This is a genomic window from Phyllobacterium brassicacearum (assembly GCF_003010955.1).
Classification (GTDB): domain Bacteria; phylum Pseudomonadota; class Alphaproteobacteria; order Rhizobiales; family Rhizobiaceae; genus Phyllobacterium; species Phyllobacterium brassicacearum.
This window is the reverse complement of sequence record NZ_PGGO01000006.1, coordinates 73527-97236: the sequence shown is the minus strand read 5'-3', so window position 1 is coordinate 97236 and position 23710 is coordinate 73527. Positions and strand designations below refer to the sequence as shown.

At 57.6% G+C, this 23710-nt stretch carries 24 protein-coding genes; 19 read left to right on the top strand and 5 right to left on the bottom strand.

From position 1 onward, the window contains the following. The first annotated feature begins 60 nt into the window (after positions 1-60). A complete protein-coding gene (gene ku / locus CU102_RS09680; protein ID WP_106710895.1) occupies positions 61-894 on the top strand; it encodes a non-homologous end joining protein Ku in 834 nt (277 codons plus the stop codon). Between the two features lie 12 nt (positions 895-906). Further along, positions 907-3462, top strand: a complete 2556-nt coding sequence (gene ligD / locus CU102_RS09675; RefSeq protein ID WP_106710894.1) for a DNA ligase D — start codon at positions 907-909, stop codon at positions 3460-3462. A 138-nt stretch (positions 3463-3600) separates the two neighbouring features. Here ligD and ku (CU102_RS09670) read toward each other — a convergent pair whose 3' ends face one another. Then, positions 3601-4407 (bottom strand): non-homologous end joining protein Ku, encoded by an 807-nt coding sequence (gene ku / locus CU102_RS09670; RefSeq protein WP_106710893.1) that lies wholly within the window; start codon positions 4405-4407, stop codon positions 3601-3603. 70 nt (positions 4408-4477) lie between these two features. Beyond that, entirely contained in the window at positions 4478-4777 is a 300-nt protein-coding gene (locus tag CU102_RS09665) for a putative quinol monooxygenase (protein ID WP_106711057.1), read from the bottom strand. Between the two features lie 134 nt (positions 4778-4911). On the opposite strand from CU102_RS09665, the gene CU102_RS09660 reads away from it, so the two are divergent. Both CU102_RS09660 and CU102_RS09655 read left to right on the top strand, forming a co-directional pair. Beyond that, positions 4912-5922 carry a DNA topoisomerase IB gene (locus CU102_RS09660; RefSeq protein WP_166648491.1) on the top strand — a complete coding sequence of 337 codons (1011 nt, stop codon included), beginning with the start codon at positions 4912-4914 and terminating at the stop codon, positions 5920-5922. 254 nt (positions 5923-6176) lie between these two features. Continuing rightward, positions 6177-6476: a hypothetical protein gene (locus tag CU102_RS09655; RefSeq protein ID WP_106710891.1), complete on the top strand. Its 300-nt coding sequence runs from the start codon at positions 6177-6179 to the stop codon at positions 6474-6476. Positions 6477-6492: 16 nt separating this feature from the next. Here CU102_RS09655 and CU102_RS09650 read toward each other — a convergent pair whose 3' ends face one another. Then, complete coding sequence (locus CU102_RS09650; RefSeq protein WP_106710890.1) at positions 6493-8250, bottom strand: putative bifunctional diguanylate cyclase/phosphodiesterase; 1758 nt, start codon at positions 8248-8250, stop codon at positions 6493-6495. 250 nt (positions 8251-8500) lie between these two features. Here CU102_RS09650 and CU102_RS09645 point away from each other — a divergent pair, with 250 nt between their 5' ends. The 7 genes from CU102_RS09645 (at position 8501) to CU102_RS09615 (ending at position 13632) form a co-directional block, all read left to right on the top strand. Next, on the top strand, positions 8501-8680 hold the full coding sequence (locus CU102_RS09645) for a hypothetical protein (protein ID WP_106710889.1): 180 nt from the start codon (positions 8501-8503) through the stop codon (positions 8678-8680). Between the two features lie 120 nt (positions 8681-8800). Continuing rightward, positions 8801-9562 (top strand): transporter substrate-binding domain-containing protein, encoded by a 762-nt coding sequence (locus CU102_RS09640; RefSeq protein WP_106710888.1) that lies wholly within the window; start codon positions 8801-8803, stop codon positions 9560-9562. 14 nt (positions 9563-9576) lie between these two features. Continuing rightward, positions 9577-10941: a GGDEF domain-containing protein gene (locus CU102_RS09635; protein WP_106710887.1), complete on the top strand. Its 1365-nt coding sequence runs from the start codon at positions 9577-9579 to the stop codon at positions 10939-10941. A gap of 39 nt (positions 10942-10980) precedes the next feature. Next, positions 10981-11610, top strand: a complete 630-nt coding sequence (locus tag CU102_RS09630; protein ID WP_106710886.1) for a CDP-alcohol phosphatidyltransferase family protein — start codon at positions 10981-10983, stop codon at positions 11608-11610. Continuing rightward, positions 11603-12025: a hypothetical protein gene (locus CU102_RS09625; protein WP_106710885.1), complete on the top strand. Its 423-nt coding sequence runs from the start codon at positions 11603-11605 to the stop codon at positions 12023-12025. Before CU102_RS09630 ends, CU102_RS09625 begins: the two co-directional genes overlap by 8 nt. A 19-nt stretch (positions 12026-12044) precedes the next feature. Then, complete coding sequence (locus CU102_RS09620) at positions 12045-12701, top strand: lysophospholipid acyltransferase family protein (protein ID WP_106710884.1); 657 nt, start codon at positions 12045-12047, stop codon at positions 12699-12701. Further along, positions 12694-13632 carry a phosphatidate cytidylyltransferase gene (locus tag CU102_RS09615; RefSeq protein WP_106711056.1) on the top strand — a complete coding sequence of 313 codons (939 nt, stop codon included), beginning with the start codon at positions 12694-12696 and terminating at the stop codon, positions 13630-13632. Before CU102_RS09620 ends, CU102_RS09615 begins: the two co-directional genes overlap by 8 nt. An 8-nt stretch (positions 13633-13640) precedes the next feature. Here CU102_RS09615 and CU102_RS09610 read toward each other — a convergent pair whose 3' ends face one another. Continuing rightward, entirely contained in the window at positions 13641-14795 is a 1155-nt protein-coding gene (locus tag CU102_RS09610) for a fumarylacetoacetate hydrolase family protein (RefSeq protein ID WP_106710883.1), read from the bottom strand. Between the two features lie 218 nt (positions 14796-15013). Between CU102_RS09610 and CU102_RS09605 the strand changes: the two genes are divergently transcribed. The 8 genes from CU102_RS09605 to CU102_RS09570 all read left to right on the top strand — a co-directional run bounded on the left by CU102_RS09605 (position 15014) and on the right by CU102_RS09570 (position 22827). Then, a complete protein-coding gene (locus tag CU102_RS09605; protein ID WP_106710882.1) occupies positions 15014-15910 on the top strand; it encodes a DMT family transporter in 897 nt (298 codons plus the stop codon). 102 nt (positions 15911-16012) lie between these two features. Then, positions 16013-16633, top strand: a complete 621-nt coding sequence (locus CU102_RS09600) for a cupin domain-containing protein (protein ID WP_106711055.1) — start codon at positions 16013-16015, stop codon at positions 16631-16633. A gap of 163 nt (positions 16634-16796) precedes the next feature. Then, complete coding sequence (locus CU102_RS09595) at positions 16797-17735, top strand: ABC transporter substrate-binding protein (RefSeq protein WP_106710881.1); 939 nt, start codon at positions 16797-16799, stop codon at positions 17733-17735. Between the two features lie 82 nt (positions 17736-17817). Beyond that, positions 17818-18621: an ATP-binding cassette domain-containing protein gene (locus CU102_RS09590; protein WP_166648490.1), complete on the top strand. Its 804-nt coding sequence runs from the start codon at positions 17818-17820 to the stop codon at positions 18619-18621. After that, positions 18618-19649 (top strand): ABC transporter permease, encoded by a 1032-nt coding sequence (locus CU102_RS09585; protein ID WP_106710880.1) that lies wholly within the window; start codon positions 18618-18620, stop codon positions 19647-19649. Before CU102_RS09590 ends, CU102_RS09585 begins: the two co-directional genes overlap by 4 nt. A 2-nt stretch (positions 19650-19651) precedes the next feature. Then, positions 19652-20740, top strand: a complete 1089-nt coding sequence (locus tag CU102_RS09580; protein ID WP_106710879.1) for a phosphotriesterase family protein — start codon at positions 19652-19654, stop codon at positions 20738-20740. A 27-nt stretch (positions 20741-20767) separates the two neighbouring features. Next, the gene (locus CU102_RS09575) at positions 20768-21538 is read left to right on the top strand and encodes a glutamine amidotransferase (protein ID WP_106710878.1); all 771 of its coding nucleotides are present in this window, start codon (positions 20768-20770) and stop codon (positions 21536-21538) included. Positions 21539-21549: 11 nt separating this feature from the next. Next, a complete protein-coding gene (locus tag CU102_RS09570; RefSeq protein ID WP_106710877.1) occupies positions 21550-22827 on the top strand; it encodes a Zn-dependent hydrolase in 1278 nt (425 codons plus the stop codon). On the opposite strand, the gene CU102_RS09565 is transcribed toward CU102_RS09570, so the two are convergent. After that, positions 22800-23546, bottom strand: a complete 747-nt coding sequence (locus tag CU102_RS09565) for a response regulator transcription factor (protein ID WP_425351539.1) — start codon at positions 23544-23546, stop codon at positions 22800-22802. The two genes, CU102_RS09570 and CU102_RS09565, sit on opposite strands and share 28 nt — an antisense overlap. Positions 23547-23710: the final 164 nt, after the last annotated feature.

Below are 23710 nucleotides of genomic sequence, written 5' to 3'. Positions count from 1 at the left end.
TGTCATCGGAACCAAATGCAGTCTCCGGCATTCCTCACGGTAGCCAAAGGGAGTTGAGTATTGGCGCCACGTGCGAACTGGAAGGGCTTTCTGAAGGTTGCGGAGCTTACCTGCCCCGTTGCCCTTTACACCGCCGCTTCAACATCTGAACGTATAGCTTTCCACACCCTTAATCGCGCGACCGGTCACCGCGTCCAGCGCCAGTTCATCGACACCGATACTGGCAAGCCAGTGGAGCGTGAAGATCAGGTCAAGGGCTATGAGGTTGGCAGCGGTGAATACATCGTGCTGGAACCCGAAGAGGTTGCGGCTGCCGTTCCCGAAAGCGACAAGACCCTGGCAGTCGAAGCCTTCATTCCCTACGACGAGCTCGATCATATCTATTTCGACAAGCCTTACTACCTCACGCCGAGTGACAAGCTTGGGCAGGAGGCCTTTGCACTTATTCGAGATGGACTGAAAGCCAGGAACGTGGCAGCTCTTGCCCAGACGGTGCTTTTCCGGCGTGTTCGTACCCTCCTGATCCGCGCCGAAGATTCCGGGCTGATCGCCACCACACTCAACTTCGACTACGAAGTGCGCTCGGCCAAGGATGCCTTTAGTGACGTTCCAGATATGAAGATCAAGGGCGAGATGCTCGACCTTGCCAAACACATCATCGAGACGAAGCACGGCACCTTCGACCCATCAGAGTACAAAGATCGGTACGAGGCCGCTCTGACCGAGCTGGTCAAAGCGAAACTTGAGGGCAAGCCAATTCCGGCAAGAAAGCCCGCGAAATCTGAAAAGGTTGTCGATCTGATGCAGGCTTTGCGCGAAAGCGCAGGCTTGGCAAAGAAACCGGCCGCGACGAAGAGGGCCAAGACGGAGCCTGCGCGGCGAAAAGCGAGTTAGAGGCTCTAATCCATGGTCGCGCTTGAAACCTACCGTAAGAAACGTGATTTCAAGACAACATCCGAGCCCAAAGGCCGCAAGGCGCGCAAATCGGGAAACAGCTTCGTCGTCCAAAAACACGACGCAAGACGGCTGCATTATGATTTCCGCCTGGAAATGCATGGCGTTCTGAAGAGCTGGGCCGTCACCCGCGGTCCCAGCCTTGTTCCCGGAGAGAAACGGCTGGCGGTTCATGTCGAAGATCATCCGCTCGAATATGGTGACTTTGAAGGAACGATCCCCAAAGGCGAATATGGCGGCGGCACCGTGATCATCTGGGACAGCGGTACCTGGACTCCAGTGTTCGATCCCGACCGCGGCTATGCCAAGGGCCATCTGGAATTCGAACTGCACGGCAAGAAACTCTCCGGCCGCTGGCACCTGGTTCGCATGCATGGCAAGCCGCGTGAGAAACGCGAGAATTGGTTGCTGATCAAAGGTGAAGACGAAGCTGCCCGGTCAGAAAGCGATCCAGATATTCTGGAAGAAATGCCCAAGTCCGTGAAGACCGGCCGTCAGCTTGCCGATGTCGCAAGCGAAGCACCGGGATGGTCGTCGAAGACTGGCAAGATCGACAAGAGTGCGGCAAAGCCAAAGACCGCAAAAGAAGCAGCAGCCGAAACCAGCGTTCCGGATCCATCAAGTATCAAGGGAGCAAAGAAAGCCCGCCTTCCTGATTTCGTCGAACCGACACTGGCTACGCTCGCCCCGAGCCCGCCAAAAGGCGAACGCTGGATCCATGAAATAAAGTTTGATGGCTATCGCCTGCAGGCCCGGATCGAGGCTGGCCGTGTTAAACTCCTGACGCGGACCGGCCTGGACTGGACCAAGAAATTCGGCAAGCAGATCATGGCGGCCTTTCAGGACCTGCCCATTGGCACCGCAATGATCGACGGTGAAGTGGTGGTGGAGAACGCAGCCGGTGCATCGGACTTTTCCGCGCTGCAGGCCGATCTCAGCGCGGACCGGACAGACCGGTTCATTTTCTATGTGTTCGACCTCCTCCATCTCGATGGGTATGATTTGCAGGCGCTGCCCCTCATCGAGCGCAAGGCCATATTGCAAAGCCTCGTTGCCAACGCTTCGACGCAGATACGCTACAGCGAGCATTTCGAAGGCGATGGCGTTCTTATCCGCGACCACGCCTGCCGTCTCGGCCTCGAGGGCATTGTTTCCAAATTGCATAACGCGCCATACCGATCTGGCCGCGGCAAAAGCTGGCTCAAATCCAAATGTTCACAGCATCAGGAATTCGTCATTGCCGGTTATGTGCCATCCACGACGTCCCGTAAGGCCATCGGATCGCTCGTCATGGGTGTCTACAATGGCAAGAAGCTCGAGCATGTCGGCCGCGTGGGCACAGGATACAGCGCTTCCGTCGCCGAAGACCTTTACCGCAGGCTCGAACGTATTCGTGTTTCCGAAAGCCCATTTGCCGAACGCCTGAGCGCAGATGCGGCGAGACAGGTGCGCTACGTCAAACCTCAGCTTGTCGCTCAGGTCGAATTCCGCGCTTGGACGGCCGACGGCAACCTGCGGCATGCCGCGTTTCGGGGCCTACGCGAAGATAAGCCGGCACATGAAGTGGTGCGGGAAACAGCAAGACCGGCTGCCCAACCCAAAACCCAATCTAAGACTAGACCAGAGGGGCGCACCGTGAAACTTACCCATCCGGATCGCATCTATTGGCCCGAACAGGGCGTCACCAAAGAGGGTCTCGCGAATTATTATACCGACGTCTGGCCGTATATATCCCCCTTCGTCGTTGACCGGCCGCTTGCGCTTCTGAGAAGCCCGGAAGGCATTACCGGTCAGTCCTTCTTTCAGAAACATGCCTGGAAAGGGCTTAATCCGAACATCGCTCTCGTAAAGGATCCGAAGGACAAGGACGACGAGCCCCTCATCAGCATCAACGACCTTGACGGACTGATAGGGCTGGTCCAATCCGCCGTGCTCGAAATTCATCCTTGGGGATCGACCATCAAGGACTGGGAACATCCGGATATGATCATCATGGACCTCGATCCCGGCGATGGCGTGCCTTGGGAAAGGGTGATCGAGGCCGCGCATGAGACGCGCCAGCGGCTCGAGCAGGCCGGCCTGAACGCTTTCGTCAAGACATCGGGCGGCAAGGGCCTGCACGTCGTTGCTCCGATCAAGCCCAAGGCAGCGTGGCCTGAGGCCAAGGCTTTCACCAAGGCCATTGCCGATGCCATGGCCGCCGATAGTCCTGACCGCTACGTCGCGACCATTACCAAGTCAAAACGCGGGGGAAAAATCCTCATCGACTATCTGCGTAACCAACGCGGCACCACCGCTGTGGCACCCTACTCCACCCGTGCGCGTCCAGGTGCTGCCGTTTCGATGCCGCTTGAATGGGGCGAGCTAACGTCCGGCATCGGGCCGGCTTATTTTACAGTGCTGAACACGCCGATCCGGGTTGCATCCTACAAGGCCGACCCATGGGCTGATTTCCGTGCAGCGGCCGTTCCTATCGAAAAGCCGAAAACGCCCCGCAAGAAGGTGTGAGCCCGCTCGGAAAGTCACTGCGGTGAGGCATATGGCGTGGTTTTGGAGAACCCGAGCGGAGCGTACTTAGTACGTGAGCACCGGAAGCGCAGAAAATCGCGTCAGATGACCGCCGCAGTAGAGTTTACAAACAGTCTCTTAGCGTTTTTTGGTCGGCTTGCTCTCACTGGCAATGCTTTTGCGCAAGGCGTCCATGATGTTGATGACGTTGCTGGCTGGTTCGGGTTCGGCCGCCTTCGCGACTGGTCGCTTTTTGCCCTTCTTCTTCGCGGCAATGATTTCAAGGAGCCGGTCCTGGACCGGGTCATCGACCATCTTCGGGTCCCAGGGCTTGGTCCGCTCGTCGATCAGCGTCTGCACCAGCGTCATCAGCTGCGCGTCGGTCGTCCCGCTCTTGATATCACCGAAATAAGCATCGCGGTCGCGAACCTCATCCCCATAGCGCAGCGTCCACAGGACAATGCCAAGGCCACGCGGTTCGAGCATCACTGCCCGTTCGCGCCTGTACATGACCAGCCGGGAAATACCGACTCTGCCAGTCGCTTCCATCGCGTCGCGAATGACGGAAAAGGCCTCCTCGCCCACCGGATCGTCCGGGGTCAGATAATGGGGCTTGTCATACCATATCCAGTCTATGCTCTCGCGCGGCACGAACATTTCGATATCGATCGTCCGCGTGCTTTCGAGCGCCACCGCGTTGATCTCGTCATCCTCGAGCATGACGTACTCGTCTTCGCCGCGCTGGTAGCCCTTGACCTCATCATCCTCGTCGACTGGCTTGCCACTTACGGAATCAACATATTGACTCACGACACGATTGCCGGTTTTCCGGTTCAGTGTGTGAAAGCGGACCTTTTCTTCCTCAGTCGTGGCCGGAACCATTGCGACCGGACAAGTCACGAGCGAGAGCTTGAGATACCCCTTCCAGAATGAGCGTGGCGCCATGGCGTACCTTCCCTTGAAATTGGCATGAACGGAGCGGCTGTTATTTGGTTCCAGACGATCGATAGACGTTTCAGGGCAGCTTTGCCGCGAGCACGTCGAGTTTGTTGATCTGCGGCGGGCTTGCAAACAGCTCGTCAGCCCGTGCCATCAGCGCGGCAGCAACCTTGCCTGACAGATGCGCACCCCGCCCCTCTTCATCCGGAAACGCATCGAAAATTGCAAAGGAGCTTTTGCCGAGCCGGACGCCGAACCAGGCAACGGTCCCGGGCTCCTCATTCACAAGTGGCAGGCCGGCACGCAAAAACGCAGCAACCTCCTCTTCTTTTCCGGACTTCGCTTCGAGTGGTACGTACAGGGCGAATTTGACCATGATCGTTCCTCCATCGCTTGCCAACGGGGATCGTATTCCGCAGCGGATTCCGCACCACCATGCACCTTTTTGGTTGCGCAGGGAACTGCTCTGCGTACCACGACGTTCCTCGCCCGCAGCAACAGGGTGAAGACATGCAGCCGGATTATGCAGATTACGCGAAAGAACTCGGGCTTGAGCTGGTCGATCCGGAAACATTCAGCCTGAAACGCGAACCTTACAAGGGCAGGTTTCGGTACATCCGTACGAATGGCCGGCCAATTTCTCATAAGCACATTGAGCGTTTGGTGTCTCTGGTCATACCTCCAGCATGGACCGAGGTTTTCTGCTGCGACAGCGAGAACGGGCATATTCAGGCCGTCGGCAAGGATGACCTTGGACGCCGTCAGTATATTTATCACCCGAGTTGGGAGTCGGTGCGCAACAGCATCAAGGCCCACCGCCTGCTCGCCTTCGGCAAGGCACTTCCTGGTATCCGCAAACGCATTCTCCATGACATGCGACGCGCCCCGACCTCGAGCCGCCCGCTGGCCGCACTTGCCATAAAGCTGATAGACCAGAAAGCCTTCCGTGCGGGACACGAGAAATACGCCAAGGATGGCGGCCGTGGCATCGCATCGCTGAGGACCGGTGACCTCAGGATCAACGGCAACGTTGCCAATTTCGTTTTTGCCGGCAAGTCCAAGAAAAAGCAGGAGATAACAATCAAGGATCAGGTTGCAGTGAAGCGATTAAAGGCGTTGAAGCGGCGCGGAAGGCTATTCCAGTACAAATTCGAACGCCGCTGGCGTACCCTGCGCGCTAGCGAACTCAACAACTACTTGCGCGAGATCTCTGGCTCGAAGGTGAGCGCCAAGGATTTTCGCACGTTCCATGGTTCGGCACGCGCACTTGAGTTTCTTGCCCAAGTCGACGCAACAACTGATGCGGCCAAAAAACGCGCGATCGCTGCAGCCATGCGCAACGTCAGCGAGTTTCTACGCAACACACCCGCCGTAACACGATCGAGCTATGTCCACCCTTTGATCACCGACTGCTTTAATGCCGGTGAACTCGACACGTCGCTTCTGCGGGCTCCACTTCGCAAAGGCCTCAGCGGTGCCGAAACCGGACTTATGCGCCTGCTGGAACGAGCAAATACGTGAATGTCTTAGCCCCATCAACCAACCGGCTTAGCGTACTTCGTCGGGCTTAGCCCACAGGTTGGATGGGTCTTCGTCCGTTTTGATGGTACCACCCATGATTTCGCATTGCGGTAAGTGGTGCGGAAGATTGCACAATTAAATTCGAATTGCGGCTGCTCCGGAAATGCGCTTAGCTTTTCTCAGTATTGCCAGTCTGCGGGAACGGCGACCCGCAATTTCTGATGTGTTCTCGCCCAGACAGATGGGAGCGTGTCATGGCATTTTCGGATCGAGACCGACGTATCTTTGCGACTACCGATTGGGAAATTATGCAGCGAGCTCACAACCAGGCATCTCGCTTGCTGGACCGTTGTCCCAAGACGCACGAGCGCTGCAACGACCTCGCCCGCATTATCATGGCCATATTCGAAAGCGGCGTTCGCGATGAAGACGAGCTTGCCGCAATGGCAGCAAATCGTGAACTCAACGTCCTGGCTGGACGCGGTCATTTCCAGAAGCCGTTTCCCCTCAGGAACGTTCCGATTGCGGCAAGTGAGTCCCGAACGGAGCACTGACGCAGATAGGTGAGGCTTATCCTGCTAGCCTGACCCTCTGCGCCGCAGCCAGACGAGCGCATAGGTCCAGCGATGAGACTGGATGCGCGATCGCGTAGCCTTGTAACGTATCGCACCCTAGCCGGCGCAAGAGCCTTGCGTGCGCCTGCGTCTCGACGCCTTCGGCGATGACGCCTATCCCGAGTGTTTTGGCTATACCGACGATCGCCCGGATTAGGCTTCTCTGTTCGCGTGATTTTATGATCGGCATGACCAGTCGTTGGTCGATCTTGAGCCGTTTCGGCTTGAGCTTCAACAAGCCGATGATCGACGCGTGCCCTGAACCGAAGTCATCGACTTCAATATCGATCTCCATCTGCTTGAGCGCAGCGATATTGGTGAGAACATCGTCCTCTATCTCATCGAGAAAAACTGTCTCCAGAAGCTCGAAGGACAGTGTGTGCGGTTCGATCTGCAATTGCTTGAGCTGATCGACGAGGGTCGGGTCTGACAACCGCGCGGCCGATGTATTGACGGCGATCCGCGGTACGGTGACCCCCAGCGTTTCCCAGCTTTGCCGGTCACGTATGATTGCCCTGAGGATTGCTGCGTCAAACTCGGCGATCAGCCCCAGTGTGGCCGCCACCTTCATGAAGGATTCGGGTGCGAGTAATCCCCGTTGCGGATGTCTCCAGCGCGCGAGTGCCTCAATGCCCACAATGCTTTGCGTGCGCGCGTCGACCTGCAACTGATAGAATGGAATAAACTCGCCCCTCTCCAAACCAACTTTGACATGCTCCGCGATCCGCCGATCGCGCGACAACCCCGTTTTCAGATGTGGCGCGAAAAATTCCACCCTGTTTCGTCCGAGATTCTTTGAGCGATAGAGAGCGACGTCGGATTCGGCCAGCAGGCCTGCCGCACTTCCGTCATTCGTCCAGGCCACACCGATTGAAGCACCTGTCTGCAGCAACGAACCTCCGTAAGAAACACCCTGCCTGAGCAGCCTGACAATATGTTGCGCGACGATCTCCAGTTCGCCGAGCGTCGAGAAATTCGGGATCAGAACCACGAATTCGTCACCACCCATGCGCGCCACAAATCCATTCTCCGGGACAACCGATGCGATCATGAGCGCTGCGGATTTCAGCACTGCATCGCCGGCGGCATGGCCAGCTGTGTCGTTGATTTGCTTGAAGTAATCCAGATCGACATGCAGAATTGCCAGCCGTTCGACACTGCAGTCGGCAGACAGCTCCGAAAGCCGTTTGTCAAAAAAACGCCTGTTGGGCAGGCCCGTCAGGTAATCGTGTTCGGCAGCATATTCGATCTGGGCAGTGCTCGCCTCAAGCGCCAGCGCCCTGGCCTCGGCGATTGCCTTTTGGGCAGAAAGCTCGCGCGTCAGCATCACGTCCGCTGTCACATCCCATTCGGCACCGATGAACGTTGCAGTCTCACCGTCTTCATAATAGTGTGCCCTCGATCGGATGTGACGGATATCCCCATCAGGCAGGACAATCCTGAACTCGGACGAATAGTCCCCTTTACGCCGGATAGCCTCCTCGAAATCCTCCTCGGCTCGCGCACGATCGTCCGGATGAATGGCGTCGACCCACTGGTCGGCCATTACATTTCTTTGCGTTTTGCCTGTTGCATAGAGGCGGTGCATCTGCAGGTCCCAGAGGACCTCATTCTCGGCGTTGTGCTCCCAAACCCCGATTTGCGAAGCGTCAAGCGCAAGCTCCAGCCGCCGTAGAATATTCTGAAATTCCTGCTCTGATCTGGCCGGTTTCATTTGTTTTTATTATAACTCCACCCTCAAACTCGACTCTTATCCTGAATACTCTCCCATGAAAATATTGTTGCAATATTTACCTGTTGGACTTTTTCCATTCATACCGCGCGCCACAACCCCCGGTTACGCTTCAAATGACCACGTTCACGGAAAATCAGAGAAATCTTAACAGTCCCGATGTCATTAATAGCCAACGCATGCTTACAGACCGGCGTCTCGATTTGTACAGCAAGCTTGGGGGAAATTCTGAATGTCTCGCTATCTCGACCGGCGATGGTTCTTGGCAACAATGACTGTTGTGCTGATTACCGCCGGCGCTGTCTGCGGCATGTGGATCAGCCGGCTCGTCGTCATATCGGGCGATCGGGGCCAGACTTTGGAGGAAGTCTCTCCCGTTTTCAGTGCCATGTCAGCCAGTATTTCCAAATAATATAATGCAACAAAATCTTTTCATGATAAATCAAGCATGTTCACGCTTATTGACCAGCGCTCACAGTTTATTCATTTCGACTGCATCATTCTGTCATCCTGAAATGTGGAGAACAGCCATATGAAAACGACATCTTTTGCAGTGGTAACGATCGCGGTTCTCACCTTTGCATGTGTGGCAACCGCAGATGAACTGAAGTTGAAGATAGCAACCGAAGGTGCTTATCCCCCATTCAATTCTATCGATGCTTCGGGAAATCTGGTCGGGTTCGATGTCGACATCGCCAAGGCTGTGTGCCACGAAATGAAAGCCACATGTTCTTTCATTGCCGTGCCTTGGGACGACATCATCCCGCGGCTCGAAAACAATCAATACGATCTCATCGTCGCCAGTATGTCATACACCGACGCCCGTGCCAAACGGATGGAATTCTCGGACTCCTACTACCGTTCGCATTCGGCATTTGCCGGTGATCCCAACAGATTCAAGGACATATCGCCTGCCGCATTGAAGGGCTTGCGCATCGCAGCCGGCAGTCAGACAATCCAGTCGGAATACCTGCAGAAGGCCTATACCGAAAGCACGATCGTGTTGACGAAGGACCAGCCGGAGGCACAGAAACTGCTACAGGCGGGTGAGGTGGATCTGGTCCTGGCCGATTCCATCGACTTGCTGACCTTCCTGCAGGCGCCGGAAAGTTCGAAGTTTGACTACGTAGGCGACCCGGTTACCAACGATTTTCTGAAGAGTTCCGCCCACATCACCGCACACAAGGGCAACCATGCACTGATTGCCAAAGTCAATGAAGCAATCAGTCAAATCCGGCTTAACGGTACCTACGACCGCATCAACAACACCTATTTTCCCTTTAGCATCTATTAGGTCACAACGAGAGCATGACAGCAACGACGAAAGGCTTTCAAATATCGATGGCTGCAGCCGGCAGGCTGCTCATCGGTTTTGTGCTTCTTTACGCGATCATTGCTGCAGGCTTCTCCATCGTCTTCCTGCGCAAGATCGAGAACGATGCTCGGTACACCCAGGAACAACAATTGCCGCTGGTCATGAGCCAGAACCGCAACGCAATTAAAGTCGAACGATTGGCGTCGCTTGCACGGTCGATCTATCTCGCCAAGGACCGGGAACTCGAGCGGCAACTTCAGCTGCAGACTCATGTGCTTGCCCAGAGCTTCACGCTCGACGAGAACAATGAACTGGCTAAAGGTGTCCTGGACGTTGGCGCTTCCGTCAAGAAGATCGTCGCCATACGAGAGCAAGTCCGCAAGATGGATTCGGGTGCGAGCGCCGCCATGGACCCCGGCATTCGGGCGGATCTGGAAAAGCAGGCCCTCGAAATCTACCAGAATGCGATGCGGATTACCGATAAGCTGAGCCAGTCCATGATCAGTGACGCCGCGGTTCTTGCCTATGGCATGTCAGGCGATATCCAGCGCACCGCCCGCATGATCCAGATTGCGTGGATCATCATCTTGATCCTGCCGGTCATCACAGCCGTCGGCGCCATCTACATCGTCGCGAGACACATCATCAGCCCCATAAACTCTGCCATTGAGGGCCTCCAATCGATCGATCGTTATGAAACGCGCGGTTTCAAGCTCCGTCGGCCTCTGTTCCGCGAACTGTCTACCATCTACGAGGCCATTGAGGCGTACGGGCGCGTTTCGCATGATCTCTTGCGAACGAATTCCATTCTCCAGGCACTATCGGAAGAAGATGGCCTGACCACCCTTGCAAACAGGCGAAGTTTTGAAAAGCGCCTTGAAGACGAGTTTGCCAAGGCCATGGGAGGTGAAACTGATCTCGCCATACTCATGGTGGATCTCGACCACTTCAAATCCATCAATGACCAGTACGGTCATCAAATGGGTGATACTTGCCTGAAAATGACGGCGAATGTGCTGCGCAGTGTTGCTGCCGAGCGCGAATGCCACGCCGCCCGCTATGGCGGTGAAGAATTCTCCGTGGTTTTCCCGGGTTGCAGCTTGCAGGATGCGATCGCCGAAGCAGAAAAGATCAGGCTCTCAATCAGCAGTCTTATTATCAAGACAACCCACGATGAGGTCATCCGTATCACGGCCAGCGTGGGCGTCGCATCGGTCCGAAGCGCGACCTTCCAGGGTTCGGCCGAACTGCTTGAAAATGCCGACAGGGCTCTCTACCTCGCCAAGCACTCTGGACGGAATATCGTCAAAGCCCTCCCCTCGTCCGGTCGAACGGATTTGAAATCCATACCCGCCTAAGTTTATGTAGAGACATGCGGCACAATCGGGAGACGATCCATGCCAACGCTCTATTCCATCAAGCCTGCGTTCCAAAATCTCCTGCGCCCGCTTGTGGGCCGCCTGGTCGCGAGGGGTGCTACAGCCAACCAGGTGACTGTCGCTGCAACGGTGCTCTCCATACTTGCGGGCGGGCTGATTGCTCTGTTTCCGACGGCGACTTTGCTTTTCTGGACATTGCCGGTGGTGTTGTTCGTGCGCATGGCGCTCAATGCGATTGATGGAATGATGGCGCGGGAATTTGGCCAGGCATCGAAGCTCGGCGCCTACCTTAACGAGATCGGTGACGTGATCTCCGATGTGGCGCTCATCCTGCCTTTTCTGCTGGTCGCGCCATTTTCCGCAACAGGCGTCGTCGCTTTCGCAATTGCCGCGATCCTCGCGGAATATGCGGGACTGCTGGGCGCAATGGTTGGCGGCGGTCGTGCTTATGATGGCCCCTTTGGCAAGAGTGACCGGGCGCTGGCACTTGGCATCATTGCCGCACTGATAGGCTGCGGTGTCGTGCTGCCAACCTGGTTCGGCTGGGCTTTTCCGCTGATGGCACTGTTATCGCTCTATACCATGGTCAATCGTATCCGCGCCGGTCTCCGGCGTGCAGCGGGAGAGGAAGGAGACCACAATGGATGAGGATGCCGCAACATTCGCTGCGCGCCTGAAGCACCGCGCCCATACCTACGGCTTCCTGACCTGCCTCCTATTGGTTGCGTCGTCCATCGTCGGCGACGCCGGTGGGCCCCTGTTCAGCTGGCTCTGGCCACTCATGATCGTAGGCGGGCTGATTACGCTTTTTCTTGCCATCTACCTTCGCTTTGACGCGGCCTTGTTCAATTTCATCGCGTCGCATGAGGACGAAACGGCTGGCTGCAGGGCCGCGGATGACCTGCTTGAGCGCATGCACATTCGCAAGTGCCCGAAAGTAACGCGACCGCTTCGTGTGCGAATCGCCGCGACGAACAACCTGCTGATGAAACTGCACCTTGCATTTGCGGCTTCTCTTGCTCTATTCGCTGCTTTGACTGCCTATGGATTGTGGATTGTCTAGCGTCAGTCTGGGGGACGAAATGAACGCGAAGCCATTGTTGCGTCGCATGGCCGCCATGGTGCTAGCCGGAATGGCGCGCGCAATCACAGGCGTGCGACCGATCTGGCAAGGTTGTGCGCCGTCTGACCGGCAGCGCATATATTTTGCCAACCACGCCAGCCATGGCGATTTCATCCTGCTTTCCGCGTGTCTTCCGCCGCAAGAACGGGAACGGACAAGAGCAGTCGCGGGGGCCGACTACTGGCGCAAGAACAAAATCCGCCATGTCCTTGCCCGCGACGTGCTCAACACCGTCCTCGTGGAGCGCAACTGGGTTGAGCGGAGGGAAGATCCGATGGTCATCATGCTCGATGCCCTGAATGATGGGCATTCCCTGATCATCTTCCCCGAAGGCACGCGCAACATGACAGAGCAACCGCTCCTGCGCTTCCGCTCCGGCATTTACAATCTTGCCTTTGCCCGTCCCGATGTCGAACTCGTGCCCTGCTGGATCGAAAATATGTCGCGCGTTCTGCCGAAGGGCGCATTCCTGCCCGTGCCGCTGCTGTGCCGCGTCGTCTTTGGCGCGCCAGTCGCTCTTGAATCCGGCGAAGATCGCCACGCTTTCCTGCATCGGTCTCAGCAGGCACTGCTCGACCTTGATCCCGAACATCAAAGGGCGCTCGACCGTGGCTGAAACGATCTGGCTATTCCTTGGTCTGCTCGCCGTTCTGACTGTCGCCAGCACCATTGCGACCGTCCTGAACTGGAAGAGCACGCGCAAGGGTGATGCCCTCCCCTCGACGCTGGTCAATCTGAATTCGCGCATCAAGGCGTGGTGGATCATGGTCGCCGCCATTTCCATTGCCTTCCTGTTTGGCAAGGGCGGCGTCATCCTGCTGTTTGCCTTCGTGTCGTTCGCGGCACTGCGCGAATATGTGACGCTGACCCATACAAGACGTGGTGATCACTGGATCCTGCTCGGCATGTTTCTGGTGATCATTCCGGTGCAATACTACCTGCTCTGGATCGACTGGTACGGGCTCTTTGCGATCTTCGTTCCGGTTTATTGCTTCCTTGCCATGCCTGCCCTTACGGCGATCTCTGGCGACACTGCCCGCTTCCTTGAACGCGTCAGCGAACAGCAATGGGGCATCATGCTGTCGGTCTATTGCATCAGCCATGTACCGGCATTGCTGACACTGGCCATACCGGGCTTTGCGGGTAAGGGTCTGTTGCTCATTGCCTTCCTGATTGCCACAGTCCAGGGCAGCGATGTGCTGCAATATGTGTTCGGAAAACTATTCGGCAAACACAAGGTAGCGCCCAAAATATCACCTTCCAAGACCTGGGAGGGCCTGATTGGCGGCATCATCAGCGCCTCGTTGCTCGGCGCTGTGCTTTTCTGGCTCACCCCGTTCACCCCGCTGCAAGCCGGACTTATGGCAGCGCTGTCCTGCGTGATGGGCTTCTTTGGTGGTTTGGTTGCCTCCGCGATCAAACGCGATCGCGGCGTCAAGGATTGGGGCCACATGATCGAGGGCCATGGCGGTATGCTCGACCGGGCGGACAGTCTGGTCTTTGCCGCTCCGATTTTCTTTCACATGGTCCGTTATTTCTGGACGTAAGGTCGAACTTACAATAGATCCGCCTTGCCGAGATCGCGCATCAGATGGCTGGCACCATAGGTCCACGGTGCGCATTCCGTCGAAAGCAACACCCGGTTCGACAGCGTTCCCAGTGAGGGAGTCGAAATGGAAACGACATCTCCGATCTTGTGAGTGAAGCCCTTGCCCGGCCCATCGCGGTCCTTGACCGGCGCGAACATCGTTCCGAGAAAGAGGACAAGTCCGTCCGGATACTGATGGTGCCGCCCGATGGTTGCCTCGACCAGCGATTCTGGCGTTCGCGAAATCTTCGCCATATTGGAGTGTCCATCAAGCACGAAACCATCCTCGCCCTCGACGCGCATGCTCAGTTCCGCAGCCTTGATCGTTTCAATGGTGAAATCCCCGTCAAACAGGCGAATGAACGGTCCGACGGATCCGGAGGCATTGTTGTCCTTCGCCTTGCCGAGCAGCAGGGCCGAACGACCTTCGACGTCCCGCAGGTTGACATCGTTTCCGAGCGTTGCGCCGATGATGCGCCCGGCACTCGAAACGACGAGTACGATCTCCGGCTCCGGATTGTTCCAGCTCGAAATTGGGTGCAGTCCGACGTCTGCGCCAAAACCCACCGTCGACATTGGCTGGCCCTTCGTGAAGATTTCAGCATCCGGCCCGATGCCCACTTCCAGATACTGGCTCCAGACACCGCGAGCGATCAACGCTTCCTTCACCTGCATCGCGGCGGGCGATCCGGGCACGATCTTGGAGAGGTCCGCACCAATGAGTTTGAGAACATCGTCTCGCAGCGAATCGGCCTTGGCCTTGTCGCCTTTTGCCTGTTCCTCGATGACGCGTTCCAGCAAAGATGCAACGAAGGTGACACCCGACGCCTTTACGGCCTGCAGATCGATCGGCGAAAGCAGTGCTGGAACGGCAGGATCGAATTTCTTGGTCCAGCTGTTCTGAACGATCGCATCGACGTCGCCAAGCGCTGCCCCGGTCGAACCGGCCACATAGGCGGCCGGATTACCAAGTTCGACGATATCCCGCACCGTTGGCGCAGTCTTGTTGGTGATGTCGAACACCTTGCCATCCCGGACCGTGACGATCCTCGGATGGTCGTGACCGGTAACCCGTGCCCTTCCGACAAGAACACCTGAGCTGGGGACGATGGCATGTGACATGGTTCGGGTTCCTGACATGGGGATGGGAGACGAAGGTTTCGAGGGCCGCATTTATGCGGCAGGGCACCCGGCCAATCAAGACCGCACGTCGCAATCTCTCGCGGCTTGTCCCCTGACGCAGCATTGTCGGAGACCGTCGATTTTCCGCGCCACTGCCTTGCCATCGGTGCCGAACAAGGAGCTAGATCGACACCGCGGAACAAGTCACAGGATAGCACATGAACCCGGCGGCAGGATATCGACTCGGATTGATCCTGGTGACGGCGTCCACGGTGGCGTGGAGCCTGGCAGGGTTGTTCACGCAGGTCATTCCATTGGACAGCTGGACGATCCTCGCGTGGCGCGGCATCTTCGGTTCACTTGGAATTGCGGCTGTGATCGTGCTCACCGAAAACGGCCCGATCTGGAAAAGCTTCTGGAATATTGGCCGTGCTGGCTGGCTTTTCGTCGCGGTATCTGCGCTTGGCATGGTGTTCCTGATCAATTCGCTCAAGGAGACGACCGTCGCGCATGTGGCGGTGATTTACGCCACCATCCCTTTCGTTGCCGCTGTCCTCGGTTGGTTTGCGATGGGCGAACGGTCGACAGTCAGCGCAATCCTTGCCAGCGTGGCCGCACTGATCGGCGTTGTCATCATGGTTGGCGTCGGCGCTGAAGGCACACTCTTCGGCGACCTATTGGCCTTTGGTATGACCTTGTGCATGGCGGTGCTGATGATCATCGTCCGGCGGTCACCCGACATTTCCGTCTTGCCCGCCGCCTGCCTGTCAGCCCTTGTCAGTTCGCTGATCTGCTGGCCTCTTGGCAGCCCGCTTACCGTGTCCGCATATGACCTCCTGCTCATCGCCATGTTCGGCATTCTGGTCTCCGCAGTCGGCCTTGCTCTGTTCACACTCGGCGCCAAGCATTTGCCAGCCGTAGAAACCGCGCTCATCGGTTCGTTGGATGCTCCATTGGCGCCGCTGTGGATATGGCTCGCATTCGGTGAAGTGCCGGGCAGGAGTACGCTTATCGGTGGCTCGATCGTATTCGCCGCTGTTATTGCTCATGTCATCACAGGGACACAGACAAAGGCGAAGGAGCAACGCTTGATGCAAGAGAAGCGTTTGTCCTGATCCCTTCCCCTGGAGCCTCGACGCGGAAGAACTTGCATTGTCATTGCTTGAGCGCGAATGTATGCCGACGACCGGTTGAAACTGCAGGTCACGGCAAGGCACATGAACAAGATCGAACTGGACAAACAGGCTCGCGACAATTCGCGGGAGATTGCCGATGCCAATCCGGCCAGGCTTGGTACCAGGCTGAAGCTGGCGCGCCAGACCCGCGGCTTGACACTGAAGGCGCTCTCCGAAGCTGCCAACTGCTCGGAAAGCCTGCTGTCCAAGATCGAGAATGGCAAGGCGTCGCCATCCTTGCCAATGCTTCATCGTCTCGTTCAGGTGCTTGAAACCAATATTGGCTGGATGTTTGAAGAATCCGATGGTGAGGAGGGCATCGTCTTTCGTGCCGGGACGCGGCCGCTCATCGCGCTCGATCCGCTGCGGCGCGGCGAAGGCATTTCGCTCGAACGCATTATCCCCTATTCGCAGGGGCATTTGCTTCAGTGCAATATCCACCACATCGAAAAGGACGGGGCGAGCGCCGGCCCCATACAACACGCCGGCGAGGAGGTTGGCTATGTCCTCGCTGGGGAAATTGAACTGATCATCGGTGAGCGCCAGTTTCGGCTGGCGGCTGGCGATGCCTTCGTTTTCAACTCGGACCTGCCCCATCACTACCGCAACATTGGAAGCGAGCGGGCGAGCATTTTCTGGGTAAACACCCCGCCAACATTCTAGGCTGGAGCCGGCCCGGGACTGATTTTTCTCATATTTCTAGATAACTGAATTTCATCATTTCAAATTACTTGACATACATTCAAGTCTCTTGAATTATGCCTCTGCGTTCAGTTTACGTGCGCCCTCACACGGGCCGATTTAATCAGAAAAAAGGGGAATCGGAATGCGTCTTACCAAGCTACTCTCCGGCTGCGCCGCAGCAATTGCTATTACGCTGGCTGTCGGCTCGTCCGCCCTCGCCGATACGTTCGCGCTTGTTACAATCAATCAGCAGGCACTGTTCTTCAACCAGATCAATGAGGGCGCACAGAAGGCCGCGGATGCTGCCGGTGCCAAGCTCGTCATCTTCAATGCCAACAATGTTCCGAGCGCCCAGAACGACGCGATGGAAAACTACATCACCCAGAAGGTCGATGGCATCATTCTTGTCGCCATCGATGTCAACGGCGTCAAACCGGCCATCACGGCAGCGAAGGCTGCCGGTATCCCGGTCATCGCTATCGATGCGCAGATACCTGATGGCGACAATGTCGCGTTTGTCGGTGTCGACAACACCAAGGCGGGTGAGGACATTGGCAAGGCCTATGCCGAATACGTCAAGACCAATATGGATGGCACTGCCAAGATCGGTGTGATAGGCGCCCTCAATTCGTTTATTCAGAACCAGCGCCTCGACGGTTTCAAGAAAGCCGTCGCGGACAGCGGCCAGAAAATCACCTTCCTCGATACGGTTGACGGCCAGAACGTTCAGGACGTGGCCCTCACGGCCGCGGAAAACCTGATGACCGCCAATCCGGATATGACGACGCTTTACGCCACCGGCGAACCTGCACTGATCGGCGCGGTCTCGGCGGTGACGAGCCAGGGCCGCACCGGCGACGTCAAGGTCTTCGGCTGGGACCTGACCAAGCAGGCCGTGGAAGGCATTGATGCCGGCTGGGTTGCGGCTGTCGTGCAGCAGGATCCCGCCGGAGAAGGCAAGGCTGCTGTCGAAGCGCTCACCAAGCTGAAGAAGGGCGAAAAGATCGAGCCAATCATCAACGTACCGGTTACGATTGTGACCAAGGAAAATGTCGATCAGTTCCGCGGCATGTTCAAATAGAGCAAAGTCCGCGACGGGCGCGGCCGCACATGCCGCGCCCCCTCCCGAGGTGAGAGCCCTTCTTGAACCCAACGGTATTGCGATGAACAGTATTGACAGTGAAACATACCGGGTCCGCATGACCGGCATATCCAAGCGGTACAACACGATCCAGACGCTCGATAACGTCTCTCTCAACCTGAAACCCGGCGAAGTGCTCGGCCTTGTCGGCGACAACGGCGCCGGCAAGTCGACCCTGAGCAAGGTGCTCTCGGGGGCGGTCATCCCCGATTCAGGCACGATCGAGATCGACGGCAAGGTTGTTTCCTTTTCCTCTCCTGCCGACGCCAGATCGGAGCATGTGGAGATGGTCTATCAGGACCTTTCCCTGTGCGACACGGTCGATGTAGCGGGCAACATATTCCTTGGGCGCGAGCCGCGGCGGCGCGTGTTGGGCGTGCCGTTCCTCGACAAGAAGCGCATGCATGACGAAGCGCGCATCATGTTGGATCGTCTTGGCATCGTTATCGCCGACACCCGCTTGAAGGTTGAGAACCTTTCCGGCGGCCAGCGCCAGTCCATCGCCATCGGCCGCGCTGCATCCTTCGAGCCGTCGGTCCTCATCATGGACGAGCCAACCGCTGCCCTTGCGGTCGCCGAGGTCGAAGCGGTTCTTGATCTCATCCGCGCCGTCAGCGCGCGCGGGGTCAGCGTCATTCTCATTACCCACCGCCTGCAGGATCTGTTCCTCGTCTGCGATCGCATCCAGGTGATGTATGAAGGCCGCAATGTCGCCGAACGGCGCATCGAGGAGACCAGCATCGAGGACGTCGTCAATCTCATTGTCGGGCGAAAGTTCCAGGCGCGCTCTGCCCGCCGCAGCGAAGACAATGGAGCACGGCCATGAGCAATTCATCGACCTCCGGCGACAACACTGCCCTTCACCCGGTAGCGGCCCAATCCCGCGTGCGTGAAAGCACGTTGCGCGACCGGTTCATGGCCAATGGCAGCGTCGTTTCCATAGCGATTTTCTTCCTCGTCGTTTGCCTGCTTTTCTCGGTGGTGACCGACGCCTTTCTCACGGCGCCAAATCTGCTCAACATCGTTCGCCAATCCGCGCCGTTGCTGATCGTCGCCGCCGCCATGACCTTCGTCATCACCACTGGCGGAATCGACCTTTCGGTCGGCTCTGTGTTGGCGCTGGTCGCCACCCTCTCAGCAGCCACATTGCAGGCGGGCCTGCCTTGGCCATTGGTGATCATCGCCATGCTGCTGCTCGGTGCTGCCGTCGGTGCGATTCAAGGTTTCTTCATTGCCTATGAGCGCATCCCTGCCTTTATCGTCACGCTAGCCGGCCTCTCGGTTATCCGAGGCATCGCTCTGCTGATTACCGGCGGCTATTCGATCCCGGTCGAGGCGACAAGCCCGTTCACCGTCATTGGCCGTGCCTGGTTCCTTGGCGTACCAGTGCCTGCGCTGATCGCACTTGTCGTGCTCGTCATTGCCTATCTCGCCTTCAACGAGACACGCTTCGGCCGCTACGTCACCGGCATTGGTGCCAATGCCGAAGCGGTTCGCCGCGCCGGCGTCGATACGCGCCTGACGACACTGATGGTCTATGTGCTTTCCAGTACGGCTGCCGCCGCGGCAGGCATCATCCTTGCCGCCCGGCTAGGTTCCGGTTCATCCAACGCCGGACAGGGCTTCGAGCTCGAGGTCATTGCGGCTGTTGTCCTCGGCGGCACCAGTCTGTTTGGCGGCCGCGGCACGATCATCGGTACCATACTCGGTGCCATGACGGTGGCTGTAATCGCCAACGGCCTGATCCTTGCCCATATGTCGCCATTTCTCACGCCAATTGTCACCGGCACGATCATCCTCATCGCCATCTGGCTGAATTTCCGCCTGTTCCGCGGTGCGATCAGGAGCCGTTGATCATGGGTCTCGACTTCGAAGCAAGCGAACGTAGCAGGGTGCCCATTGGCGTAAAATCCGGAACGGTAATGACCGTCCAGGGTCCGCTGCCGGTCGGTGAGATGGGCGTCACCTTGATGCACGAGCACATCCTGCTTGATGGCGCGAGTTCATGGAAATGCCCCTGCCACCCGGACGAGCTTGCCATCGCCGAGCGGCCGGTCTCGATCGAGATCATCGGCGAACTGCGCATGAACCCTTATATCAACCGGGACAATGTCTCGCTCACTGACACCGATCTTGCGCTCAGCGAACTCAAGCGCTTCCAGGTGCTGGGCGGCCATACCGTCGTCGATCCGACCAATTTCGGCATTGGCCGCAATCCGGTGAAGCTGCGGCGCATTTCGCGCATGGCCAACCTCAAGATCGTCATGGGCTCCGGCTTTTATCTTCAGCACACCCATCCGGGGTGGTTGAAAGACATGCATGTCGACGCGGTCACCGAATTTCTCGTCAATGATGTCGGTGGCGGCGACAGCCAACCCGAGATCATGGCAGGCATTATCGGCGAAGTGGGCATCAGCAAGGATTTTACGCCGGAGGAGCGCAAATCCCTGCGCGCTTCGGCACGCGCTTCCCGCATCACCGGCGTTCCCCTGTCAATCCACCTTCCAGGCTGGGAGCGGCTGGCCAATGAAGTGCTCGATGTCGTCGAGGAGGAAGGCGCTGACCTGAAGCACACCATCCTCTGCCACATGAACCCAAGCCATGAGGATCTTGACTATCAGACAGGCCTCGCCCGGCGCGGCGCCTTTCTCGAATATGACATGATCGGCATGGACTATTACTACGCCGATCAGGATGCCCAGTCGCCGTCAGACGAACAGAACGCCCGGGCAATCCGATCCCTTGTCGATATGGGCTTTGGTGACCGGGTGCTGCTGTCGCAGGACGTGTTCCTGAAGATGATGCTGACCCGTTTTGGCGGCTTCGGCTATGGCTACATACTCAAGCATTTCGTGCCCCGCCTGAAGCGGCACGGTGTCGATGCCGAAATCATCGATCGCATGCTCACCGACAATCCAAGATCTGTATTTTCTGCGGCGGCCTGATCGCCCCATAATGCACAAGGAGTTTTCATGTCCAAACACAAGGTTCTACTCGCGGGCGAGTCGTGGGTGTCGACCGCTACCCATATCAAGGGCTTCGACCAGTTCCCCACCGTCACATACCACACTGGCGCGGACGAACTGCTCAAGGCGCTGAAGGACAGCGATTTCGATGTGAAATTCATGCCGGCGCATGAGGCGCAGCGCGATTTCCCGCAGACCATGGAGGCCCTGTCGGAATATGAGGCCATCATCCTCTCCGATATCGGCGCGAACACACTGCTGCTGCACCCGGACACCTGGATCCATTCGAAGACGACGCCAAACCGCCTGCGCCTGCTTCGCGACTATGTCCGCAACGGCGGTGCACTGCTGATGTTCGGCGGCTATTACAGCTTCCAGGGCATCAATGGCGGCGCGCGCTATCACAAGACGCCCGTAGAAGAGGTACTGCCCGTCTCCTGCCTATCTGTCGATGACCGTATCGAGGTTCCGGAAGGCTTTATCCCCGTGGTAACCGGCAATGCCGGTCATCCGATCCTGCAGGGGCTCGGCAAGGACTGGCCCGTACTGCTTGGCTATAATGAAGTCACCGTCAAGGATGGCGCCGAGGTCTTGGCCACCGTTTCGACCGACTACGGGTCGCAGCCGTTGCTCGTCACCGGCACCTACGGCAAGGGTCGCACACTCGCCTGGACCTCCGATGTCGGGCCGCACTGGCTGCCTTCGGACTTCATCGCGTGGAAAGGCTACAAGACGCTGTTCGAACAGATGCTTGTCTGGGCCGTTGCTAAAACTTGACCAGCAAATCCATGAAAACGGGCATCAAGATCAATGGCGAGCGCCTGCTTGGCAGGCTGGAACGGTTTGCCACGATTGGCGGCACTCCGGCCGGCGGCGTCAACCGCCAGGCTCTTTCCCCAGAAGACAGACTAGCCCGTGCTGAACTGGCGGGCCTGGCCGCTGATCGCGGCTTTGCCGTGTTCCAGGACGCCATGGCCAATCTGTTCATTCGCAGGGAGGGACATTCGCCCGACCAGCCGCCATTCCTCATCGGCAGCCATCTCGACAGCCAGCCGATGGGCGGGCGTTTTGACGGCGCGCTCGGCACACTTGCCGCCTTCGAGGTGCTGGAATCCCTGGACGATGCAGATATTCGCACGCCTATAGCAGTGGAAGTCGTCGCCTGGACCAATGAGGAAGGCAGCCGGTTTGCCCCAGGCGCCATGGGATCAATGGCTTTCGCTTCCGGTGCAATTCCGGAAGAATGGTATGGGAGGCAAGCTGCCGATGGCGCGCTTCTGCAGCATGAACTCGCCTCCACGCTTGCCGCGTCACCTGGTGCACATCATCGTGCGCTTGGCACGCCGATTTCGGGTTATCTTGAATTGCACATCGAACAGGGCCCTGCGCTCGAGCGAGAGAACATACCGATCGGTATCGTTCATGGCATTCAGGGAACCCGCTGGCTCGAGGTTGTCATTACCGGGCAAACGGCGCATGCAGGAACCACGCAGCTGGCATTCCGCCGCGATCCGCTTGTCGCGGCGACCGAGGCGCTTCAATCGCTCTATGGCTCAATCATGCCCAATGACGAACAGGCGCGCCTGACCGTCGGTCGCATCTCGGTCGAGCCCGCTTCGATCAACGCCATTCCCGGCAAGGTCGCATTCAGTGTCGATCTTCGCCATCCGAGTGTTCTGGAACTGGACAGGCTGGAAAGCCGGGTGCGGGCAATCTGCGAAGAGAAGGCATCGGGTCTTGGTTGCCAAGCAACCGTCCGGCGCACGTTCGACATGCCCCCAGCGCAGTTCTCACCGAACCTGCTGGATGCCGTGGAACAGGCGGTGGCCCGTCTCGGAATTGCCCACAAACCAATGTTGTCGGGCGCATTTCACGACGCGCTGTTTCTGGCGCGCGTCGCGGATGCCGCAATGATTTTCGTGCCGTGCCGGGATGGCCTCAGCCACAATGAGGCTGAGTATGTCGAACCTGAACATTCGGTGCTGGGCGCCCAGGTCCTGCTCGAATCGACGCTGATTGCACTCGACAGAATCGGAGGTCAGTGCTCGTTGAGTTTCTTGAGGTAAATCGACAGGAGTTGTGTCTGCGAGGAAATGCCAAGTTTGCGATAGACGTTGCGTCGATGGACTTTGACTGTCCCGGTCGTGATATTGAGCCTCAGTCCGATCGACTCGGATGAATGGCCTTGCAAAACAAGCTCGATGATCGCTGCCTCGCGGTCCGTAAGATTGAGGTCGCGCCAAACCGTGTCGGCAGCATTCAACTGGACCTTTCGCCGTCCTCTGCCCTGCTTTGCGACCGCCGCATCAAACAGATGGCCCAAACCGGAGCAATATTGCCGGACCAACGTCGCGACCAACGGGTCGGCCTTGCGGAGCAGCGCAAGCTCCTGCGCCGGGAAATATCCCGTCTCTCCTCGCCGCATCAGCGACAATACGATTGTAATACCGGCTTCGACTGGAACGAAAAAGCCGACCTCCTCCGCAAGGCCGGTCTGAACATAATAAGTCCGGTAATATTCGCTCGAAAAGAACCGGTCGGGCGCCAGTTCGCGCATACGCCAGACACCGGGCTTGGGTGCCCGTGCCGTGTGGTAGAAGGGATCCAGCAAATAGGGCCCCGCCTGATACATGCTGACGAAGATCACGTGCTCGTCCACGTCGAACGTGCTGTAGATATCGATCGGCCGCTCATTGCCGCGATAGGCAAACACGACGATATAGTCGAACTTGACCATCGCGCGCATCGATTGATGGAAAAGTTCCCCGAATTCCTGCGGCGCCATCGATGATCTGCCGATGAACTGGCGGAACGCATCGAACAGCGCCTCAACGTCAACGCTCATTCGCCCCTCCCGTCCAATGCTTTCCCACGCCGGAGCATACACCTTACATTGATGCCATCCGGTTAAAATACCTCTTTCGGGGTATATACCGCGATATGGCTTGT